Origin of the sequence: Holdemania filiformis (genome assembly GCF_003459085.1) — a bacterium.
Classification (GTDB): domain Bacteria; phylum Bacillota_I; class Bacilli_A; order Erysipelotrichales; family Erysipelotrichaceae; genus Holdemania; species Holdemania filiformis.
Window position 1 is genome coordinate 62,506 of record NZ_QRUP01000020.1, and the last position, 7,953, is coordinate 70,458.

Below are 7,953 nucleotides of genomic sequence, written 5' to 3' on the forward strand. Positions count from 1 at the left end.
TTTACTCTCCTCCAAATATTGATTCAAAGTTCATTCATCCTTAGCCAAATGAACATAATAATTAAAGATATTATAGTAATTGTAATACCTAGTTTTAATCCCCTTGGAATATATATCGCTCTGATATCATGAAACCCCTCATCTAAGTAAAGTGTACTATAAATCCCTAAACTTTCATAGCTATTAACTTTTTTACCATCAACATAAAATCTCCAATTTAAATCATACGGCATTTGTAAAATTAGATTTGAACGCTCGTTGACTTCGATATGCCCGGCAATATAACCATTCTTTTTATTCTCTATCATCAAAGTATTATTATTAATCAAACTTGTAAAAGCTTCATCAAAAACATCCATATCCTGATAAAACAAATTTACAGACTGAATATCCAGTTGTTCTTCCTCAAGTTTCAATTTCAAAGTAACTATCTCATCTTTATCATACTCCCCTAAACGAATCATTTGATGTTGTCCATAAGTGAAATAATCACAAAGATATTCATCATTTATAAACAGCTTTACTTTTCTCTCATCATTGGACGTTAAATAAATGAAAACTGGTCCTTTTTTTGGCATTGCAAACTGATATTCAAGAAAAGGATCTTCACCATTCACAATATAATTAAAATAATCACCGTTCTGAATAATGTCATTTTTGATAATACTAAATTCCAGACTTTTCATAATTTCTAAATTTTCATTATTACTAAGAACTTTCCAGATATTATTTTGATTTGATAACCACGAAAAGTCGACAGGATAAAATGAATGTACAGGACCAGAAGTCAAAAAACCAAACGGTAAAGTAAAATCATTTAAATATAGAGTGGAATCACCATAAGTATTTAACGCGGTATATCCCATACTTATTTTTTGCTCCGTCAAAATATATTTAATCCCTAGTAATGAATCATTCGCATAAGTTGTCCCGCTATTATAATAAGTCCAATTATCTTCTGTGCATAACCCTAATTGAGAATATAAATAGCTACGCACTAAAGGAGCTTCTGCCGAGCTGTTATGAGATAAACCAGAATAATTTAAAAGCATAGGATCATTCTGCGTTCTTTGAAAAGTCTTTTCAAATCTATAAAAACCACTATCTTTTTTTCTAATACTTTTTATGATTGGCTCTACCTTATCAACGTAAGTTTTATACTCATTTAAAGATAAATGCGGTATTTCCTTCAAGCTAAAATAACCATTTACAGTAAGTTCTAATACTAAAACTACCAACAATGTTCCTTTGGCTTTTATATTTTTAAGAAGATACAAAATTATAAAAGAAATAAAAATAAGGCTGGCTAAAAATTTATAAATATTTAGATAACTAAAATTACCCATATAACCAATTAAAATAAATAAACTTAGCATGCCTGCACTTAAGAGAACAATTCTTTTATTATTACCTTCGAAAGTTGTATTCAACCCTTTATGACCAATTAATAATACAAAAAAAGTAAATATAAAACTATAGCGATAAGGAAACCAATTTGGCTTACTGAAGCCATGCCAAATCAAATTAATAGGTTCGAAGATAAAGGAAACTAAAAATAACAATAATATTAGGAAGCATCCTTTTTTTTCTTTTTTATCAATCCTCTTATTAAGGAAATAAAAAACAAAGCTTAATAAACCGATATAACTACAATAAATGTTAGGCTTTCCAGACATAGCTTCATTAAAATTATAACTGCCTAATATTAATTTACTAAATAAATCCCTTAACGTTAAGTTAGCTTGCCACTGTATACTTGATAGATTAAATAATTCTTTTGTCGTTTCCAGTGAATACTTTACAGGAATCAGCAAAACCGCTGCCAAACCACCTGAAATAATCGATGCAAAGCAAAAATTAATAAAAACTTTGTTGGATCGTAGTGACCGAGTCTCCTCTTTGAAATAAAAACAATAGAAAAAATAAATAACAGAAAAAATACAAAGCATGTAGCCTATATAATAATTAGTAAAGATGCTTGCTGACAAACTGAAAATGTAAAAAGCCGGAGATTTTCCAACCATAATTTTTTCAATTCCCATAGCAATTAAAGGCAAGAGTATGATTCCATCTAGCCAAATTACATTACTATAATTAGCGATAACAAAAGCCATCAATGCGTAAGCGGTTGAAAAAATTAACGAATTATATCCATTATTTTTTAGAAAAAGATTAAATGTATATCCTGCCGAGCCTATTTTTAAAATAATTATAAGCGTCAACGCGATAGGCAAATTGCTTGTAGAAAAAAACAGAGCAATAAGGTTAAAAGGACTCATCAGGTAATATGAAACCAAGCCTATCATATCTCCGCCTAATGTTTTTGAGAAAGAATAAAAGAGAGTCGTAGGATCTCTGAAAATTTCTTTTAAATAACTGAAAAACGAAATATATTGAGAATCTAAATCAAGGCTCACTATCGTTTGCTCACCAAAGGGCCATAATTTAACTGTATAAAGGATTAATAAAAAGCAAAATATTGGAATAAGCAAAGAAAGTAAACGTATTTTTAGCTTTTCAAAATTTATCTTATTCATGTTTCACCGCTTTAAAAATTTATTCTTTCTTCTTCCACAACTAACGGACGATTCATTAAACGTTTGTTCATTGCTATGATATATTCTCCAATCAACCCTATGAAAAACAGTTGAAGCGAACCAAACACAAATACGCCAATTAAAATAGGCGCCTGCCCCATGGGGAATGTATACCAATTTATTAACTTAAGCACTAAATAGAGAAAGGCGACAAATAAACTCAATATAGAAAAGATAAATCCGATAAAAGTTGCAGCTCGTAACCCTATTGTCGTATAAGAAGTAAAGCTTAGCATTGCTAAATCATATAACCGAAAGAAATTATTTTTTGTTTTTCCCGCTCTGCGCTGTTGCTGCGTATAAGCAATTTCCTTTCTTTCCGGCCCCAACTCGGCCACAATACCTCTTAAAAATGGCGTTGGATCTTTTAACTCTCGTAGTGTTTGCACAAAACTAGCATCATATAAACCAAAGCCAGTGAAATGCTCTATTTGTTCAAAGTCTGAAAATTTATTTAACAACTTGTAATAGAGACTGCGGAATGTATACATTACTTTATTTTCTTTGCTAGTTGTCTTTCTTCCAATAACGATCTTATAGCCTTGTTCCCATTCTTGAACAAATTGGTGAATCATGTCGATCGGATCTTGGAAGTCAGCGCAAATAAGAATAGTACAATCTCCCGTACTCGAAAGTATCCCATAGAATGGAGAATTAGCCTGTCCAAAATTCTTAGTATTAAATATCGCTTTTATTCTAGGATTTTCATTGCATAAATGTCTGATAATGCTCCGAGTGTTATCCTTTGAATTATTATCAATGAATATTAATTCATAATCATATGTATTACAGTTTATACTCAATTCGTTAATAATAGCTTCTGATAAAGGCTTTACATTTTCCTCTTCATTATAAGTAGGGACAACTATACTAATCTTTTTCATGTTATTTCCGCCTTTCTCAACCTATTTATCTTACGTTATTTTTTAATCATTTACAATATCGGCTTGCTTTTACCTTCTTATACCCTAAGAATATAACGATTATACATGCTACAAAACTAATCCCCATCCCAAGCTTCAAACCTGAGGGCATAAATTTAAATTGGATTTTATGAACTCCCTCATCTAATTCAAAACCAACAAATACTTCATTCACTTCTTTGACATCCACTATTTTACCATTATCCCAGACTTTCCAGCCCGGATTATATGGAATAGTGGTGGCAACCCATTTTTTTTCATTGTTAATTGTTATATCCGCAGAGAGATCTTCACCTGAAACTAAAACATTTTCAAAGTGATCTTCTGCAGCTAAGCGAGAAAAGCATTGGTCGATAACCTTATCAGAAATCCAATATACATTAACAGGAATATACTCATTTATATTATTAAAATTCTTGCAATAGATATATACTTCATCTATATCTTGATCAACACGGATGGCAGTATATCCATATTCATAATTTTCCTCGTATTTTACTTGTTTTCCATTTTTATAAAATTCGTAAGCAACTATGCCATAAGGATTACTTTGACTGTAATCAACAAACAAATAGCCCTCTTTCTCATGCCAAGGAAAACCAGAATTAACTAAGTTCTCAGCAATTAATGGATAAATATCATTAATATTTGATTCGTTATTCTTTGCCTCTGGAATTACAATTGAATTTAACAGAACAATGTCTTCCTGAGATTTGTCAAGATCTTCCAGGATATTGAACCCTGATATTTTTGAACTAGCATAACCTAATGACATATCGAGAGAATTTTTATATACTTTTTCTTTCGATGACTCATAAATCAAATCATAGGTATGAGGGATTAAAAATTGATTATCTTCCCACGTAATCATATACTTTGAGCCTAATAAAGACTTAAGTAAAAACTTTGAAGGTTGATAACCTAGAAACCAATTATCAGTACTTCGATTATCATACAAAGGCCTTGTTTCATGATTATAGACATTAAAATAGGAAGTAAAACCATTATATCGTTTCACTATTGGATAATTATAAGCAATGCTTGAATTATCTGCAAAATCGATACGATAAAATCCAGAATCCTGTTTTTTTATAAAATCAACGGCATCTGTGTTTAACATTTTCTGTTGATATTCATTCCAACTCTCGGAATTAGCAACTAAACTATTCGTACCATTGACAACTCTCAGGCACATACAAAAAACTGCTTCCGCAATCACAGTACTTATTAATAAAACTTTACAAAACTTATTTTTATTCTTTAATAAAGAAAATGTATAGAGAACAACACAACCGGAAACAACCACACAGACTCGTTTAATCACACTCTGATTTATTTCTGTTGTCCAGCCTAATTTCATGCTCAACAAAGAAATACCAATAAGAACTAAAATGCATCCCACTCCTGATACGGCTAACAGCCTTTTATCAAGTTGTTCTTCATTCTGTAGGATATAGGCAATAAACATAACATTGAAAACAATATAATAAAAACTCCAGCGAATTGACGTGTTCCCATTAAAAATTAAATAAAAGACCGGAAACAGAAGCATCGCATATAAAACTAAACTTGTTATTATTAGGGGTTTCTTTCCTCTAAACTTTATTTTCAAAAGTTGAGGCAATAAGAGAACAAATAGAATAAATGAATAATTATAAACAGTATAAACACGATTATCCAATTTTAAGAAAGGAGAACTGAAAATATTATAATCATAATCATTAATTACTGGCGAAAATAATGATGTTATAACCCGAATCAAATCCCCGCCTAACAAAGGCCTGAATAACGATTCCGTTCCACTTCCTATGCGATCAGTTGATAATAACATGAGTCCTGCAGGTAATAAAGCAAAGGCTGACAAAGCGACTCCTAACAAATAATAAACAAAAACAGATAAGAATTTCTGAAAGAAAAACTTAAGAGTCACTTTTTCATATTTCATAAAAAGTCTGCATATCATGTAGATCAATAATATCCAAGAAAACATATATAAAATATAGGGACTGATAATTGATGACAAACAAATAATTAGAGTGAAGCCTAACTTTTTCCTTCCTTCAAGAATTTCTTCGCTAAAATACAAAAGAAGAGCTAAATAGAGATACGCATCTAGAAAATAGCTGAAATGCAGCCAGTACATTGCCCAGCCGGAGAAGGTAAAGATTAAAGCCCCGATGAGTTTCGCTTTATCACTGCAAACTAATTTGTCTAGCCATAACCAAGCAGCAGTTCCAATTAAGAAGAAACGCAAACTATCGAAAACAGGAATAAAATAAGGAATCCAGTCACTCGTGGGCAGTAATAAATTTAAATAAAAGGAAGGTGAACCTAATATCGTATAATAATAGACAAGGTTGCTTGCACCTAATCCGATGGAATGATTCCATAGAGTAAAACCACTCTCTTTAAACTGCGTGTACAAATCAATCATATAAGGGATTAATGCCTCAGTTTGATCTCCCCAGAAAACTAAAGTGTAATGATTGATTACATAAACATAGGTATAAAATGCACAAAGAATCAAAGTCAAACAGCCCCACAAAGGCAGGATTTTTCTTACTTTTACACTCATAAATCCATCAACTTTCTATAAAGAACACGATCTAAGGGTGGTTCTTGATCGGTATTCGGTTTTCCAACAGCTAATTTAGGTATAACATAAGTTTCTTCTGGCAGACTGATTTCAACCAAGCATGGTCCCATATCATCAAAAACATGCTTTACTGTAAAATCGCTATCAGAGAATTCATAAAATGGAATATTATAAGCCTCTGAAATTTTCCTCAAGTTACAACTAAAATAGTTTCCAGAAGCTATCGTTTGCGCATATCGTGAGTCAAAATACATTTCTTGAAAATGTCTAATCATACCTAGAGAATGATTATTAAATACTATTATCTTTATCGGCAGATGATGACTGGCGATAAACTGTAATTCCTGAATATTCATTTGAAATCCACCATCACCATTAAAACATACAATCGGTTTCCTAGAAGCATAATAGGCACCAATTGCGGCAGGCAAAGAATACCCCATTGCCCCATGTCCCCCAGAAAATAAAATTCTTTGATTTTCTTTCACCTGAAAAGATTGTGAAATCCATACCTGATTCTGCCCCACATCTGTGGTAATGACTACATCTTCAGGAATCTTTTCGCTTAAAGAAGTAACAATTTGATTAGGTAATTGATCATCAATACTGCTCAGTTCATTCCTAATCGTGTTACAAAGTTTAATCCAATCCTTATTTTTATTCAAATAATTTCTTAAAATTTGTGATAATACTGGAATTGCTTCTTTTAAATCCAAGTTAATATCAATCTCATCTGGTTTGATTTTATTTGTGCATTCCTGACGATCAATATCCACACGAATAAGTTTAGCATGCGGTGCAAAATTCTTTTGATTCACGCCAGTTTGCCGAATATCTAAGCGACTTCCCAATGTAATTAACAAATCACACTTCTCTACAATAAAATTAGCTGTACGATCGCCATAGGCGCCAATAAAGCCATACTTCATAGAATGATTACTAGGCAAAGTATCGATTGCGATCATACTAGTTACTACAGGTATTTGATTCTCATTGATTAACTCAACGAATTGGTTCAATGAACCACTTTGACGAATTCCAGCCCCCGCTAGAAAACAAGGTCTTTTAGCAGTTTTGACAATATCAATTATAACCTGCAGCTGATTTTCATCTATCAAGCTCGGCACTTGATTCTGCGCTCCGTTTAAAGAATAAACAATGTCAGCACGTTGAACATTCATGGGAACATCTAGCACTACAGGTCCACAACGCCCATCCATCGCAATGGTATAAGCTTTTTCTAATTCTGGCAATAAGTCTTCCGTTTTTCCTATATATGAACAATATTTCGTAACAGGCCTGACAATTCCTAGAATATCAGTTTCTTGAAATCCTTTTTGCCTGCAGGAAAGACCTTTGCCTGACTCGTAAGTATTGACCTGTCCTGTTATAAATATTGCAGGAATTCCATCAAAATAGGCATTGCAAATACCGGTAATCAAGTTCGTCGCTCCCGGACCACTCGTCGCATAAGCGACTCCTGGCTTTAGACTAACTTGGGCGTATCCACAGGCTGCAAATGACGCGCCTTGTTCATTATAGGTAACATGGGCGGAGATTTTATTTTTATATTTATCAAAGGAATCCATTAAATGAGTTACCATACCTCCTGGATATCCAAAAATATCAGTAATCTGTTTATCAATAAAAAATTGAACGATGGCATCAGAAGCTTTCATAATCATTCTCCTTTTTCTTCTCTTATTTTACACTAAGAAGAATATGAATAAAAGTCATTCTCCCTTATGAAAGGGGCTGTGACAAATCAGGAAAATAAGAAAAAGCCATAAGCTCACAGCCATTTCTCTAAGTTTTCCACAATTTTAGATAAAACGAA

General features: G+C 32.2%; 4 protein-coding genes. All 4 read right to left on the reverse strand.

Going from position 1 to position 7,953, the window contains the following annotated elements:
• Positions 1-23 precede the first annotated feature (23 nt).
• From DWY25_RS13965 to DWY25_RS13980, 4 genes are read right to left on the reverse strand one after another with little or no spacing between them, the layout of a single operon-like run.
• Complete coding sequence (locus tag DWY25_RS13965; protein ID WP_117895752.1) at positions 24-2,537, reverse strand: YfhO family protein; 2,514 nt, start codon at positions 2,535-2,537, stop codon at positions 24-26.
• Between the two features lie 11 nt (positions 2,538-2,548).
• On the reverse strand, positions 2,549-3,481 hold the full coding sequence (locus DWY25_RS13970) for a glycosyltransferase family 2 protein (protein ID WP_117895753.1): 933 nt from the start codon (positions 3,479-3,481) through the stop codon (positions 2,549-2,551).
• Between the two features lie 46 nt (positions 3,482-3,527).
• On the reverse strand, positions 3,528-6,095 hold the full coding sequence (locus DWY25_RS13975) for a YfhO family protein (RefSeq protein ID WP_117895754.1): 2,568 nt from the start codon (positions 6,093-6,095) through the stop codon (positions 3,528-3,530).
• Positions 6,092-7,795, reverse strand: a complete 1,704-nt coding sequence (locus DWY25_RS13980; RefSeq protein WP_117895755.1) for a thiamine pyrophosphate-binding protein — start codon at positions 7,793-7,795, stop codon at positions 6,092-6,094. The genes DWY25_RS13975 and DWY25_RS13980 overlap by 4 nt, the downstream gene beginning before the upstream one ends.
• Positions 7,796-7,953: the final 158 nt, after the last annotated feature.

Bases quoted from the DNA above. Each gene is read 5' to 3' on its own strand.
- DWY25_RS13965 (WP_117895752.1), bottom strand. From the start codon at position 2,537: ATGAATAAGATAAATTTTGAAAAGCTAAAAATACGTTTACTTTCTTTG.
- DWY25_RS13970 (WP_117895753.1), bottom strand. From the start codon at position 3,481: ATGAAAAAGATTAGTATAGTTGTCCCTACTTATAATGAAGAGGAAAAT.
- DWY25_RS13975 (WP_117895754.1), bottom strand. From the start codon at position 6,095: ATGAGTGTAAAAGTAAGAAAAATCCTGCCTTTGTGGGGCTGTTTGACT.
- DWY25_RS13980 (WP_117895755.1), bottom strand. From the start codon at position 7,795: ATGAAAGCTTCTGATGCCATCGTTCAATTTTTTATTGATAAACAGATT.